This is a genomic window from Polaribacter sp. (assembly GCF_965656025.1).
Classification (GTDB): Bacteria; Bacteroidota; Bacteroidia; order Flavobacteriales; family Flavobacteriaceae; genus Polaribacter.
On sequence record NZ_CBFHJT010000030.1, the window covers coordinates 19037 to 20655 of the forward strand.

General features: G+C 31.7%; 1 protein-coding gene and 1 pseudogene. Both read left to right on the plus strand.

Features of this window, described 5'->3' with window-relative positions; all coding sequences use genetic code 11:
* Positions 1–366 (plus strand): annotated as a pseudogene (locus ACTG3S_RS07560) (aminopeptidase); the annotation flags it as partial.
* A gap of 145 nt (positions 367–511) precedes the next feature.
* A partial coding sequence (locus ACTG3S_RS07565; protein WP_439128745.1) for a thiamine pyrophosphate-dependent dehydrogenase E1 component subunit alpha occupies positions 512–1619 on the plus strand: 1108 nt, incomplete at its 3' end.

The window sequence follows — 1619 nt, forward strand, 5'->3', positions numbered from 1 at the left end:
CGTTCAGAATCCTCAGGTATTTTTAGTCAACAATACATTATTACAGAAGGTGGTTTTAAATCTGTTTTACCAACAAGATTTGCGAATCAATACATGCTGTCTTTAAACTCTAGCATTGGTCTTTGGAGATGGGTCGAATTCTATAATGATGTTGCTTTCTTAAAAAACAAACAAAAACCTATCTTTTTTGGCTACGAAAATGGTATCCGATTGAACTTTATACATAATATTTTCGAAATTTATTTTCCTTTATATTCTAATAACGGTTGGGAAATTTCTCAACAGTCCTATTCGCAAAAAATAAGATTTACTTTTACTGGAAATTTAAGCAGCGTTTATAATTTTTTTAGAAGAGGATTTTTCTAAGAAACCAAAAGATTAGCTATTATTTATATTATTCGCAATAAAAACATCTTATTTTAACATTATATTGCAAAATGTTTAATATATTTTTATATTTTTAAATATCAACTAAAAAAACTATATTTGTAGCAGTTAAAAATTAGAAAAAATGTTAGAACAAGAGCTTACCAAAAACAAAAAAGAACTTTCATTCGAAGATTTTAAGGCAGAAGTTTTAAATGATTATAAAATTGCTAAAATTAGCAGAGAGTGTAGTTTATTAGGTAGGCGTGAAGTTTTAACAGGAAAAGCAAAGTTTGGTATTTTTGGTGGCGGTAAAGAAGTTCCGCAATTAGCCATGGCAAAAGCCTTTAAAAAAGGAGACTTTAGATCTGGTTACTACAGAGACCAGACCTTTATGATGGCCATTGGAGAGCTAACTGCTCAACAATTTTTTGCAGGTTTGTATGCACATCCAAATATAGAGCTTGAGCCTATGTCTGCAGGAAGACAAATGGGAGGCCATTTTGCAACCCACAGTTTAAACGAAGATGGCTCTTGGAAAAACCTTACAAAACAATACAATTCTAGTTCAGACATATCTCCAACAGCAGGTCAAATGCCACGTTTATTGGGTTTGGCACAAGCGTCAAAAATATATAGAAACGAAAAAAGTGTACAAAACAATACTAATTTTTCTATAAACGGAAATGAAGTTGCTTGGGGTACTATTGGTAACGCAAGTACAAGTGAAGGTTTATTTTTTGAAACTATTAATGCTGGTGGTGTACTGCAAGTACCAATGGTTATGAGTGTTTGGGATGATGAATACGGAATTTCAGTTCACGCAAAACATCAAACAACCAAAGAAAGTATTTCTGAAATTTTAAAAGGTTTTCAAAGAGATCACAAACATGATGGTTATGAAATTCTTGTGGTAAATGGTTGGGATTATGTAAAATTAATTGACACCTATAACAAAGCTGCAAAAATAGCAAGGGAAGAGCATGTACCTGTTTTAATTCATGTTAAAGAATTAACCCAACCTCAAGGGCACTCTACTTCTGGATCTCATGAAAGGTACAAAGATAAAGATAGACTTCTTTGGGAAAAAGAGCATGATTGTATTGCTCAAATGAGAAAATGGATTTTAGAATTTGAATTAGATGGAGAAAATGGCGAAACATTACGTTTTGTAGATTCTGAAGAAGATTTAATTGTATTAGAAAAAGAAGCTAAAAAAATAGTAACTACTGCAAAAAGAAATGCTTGGAGCG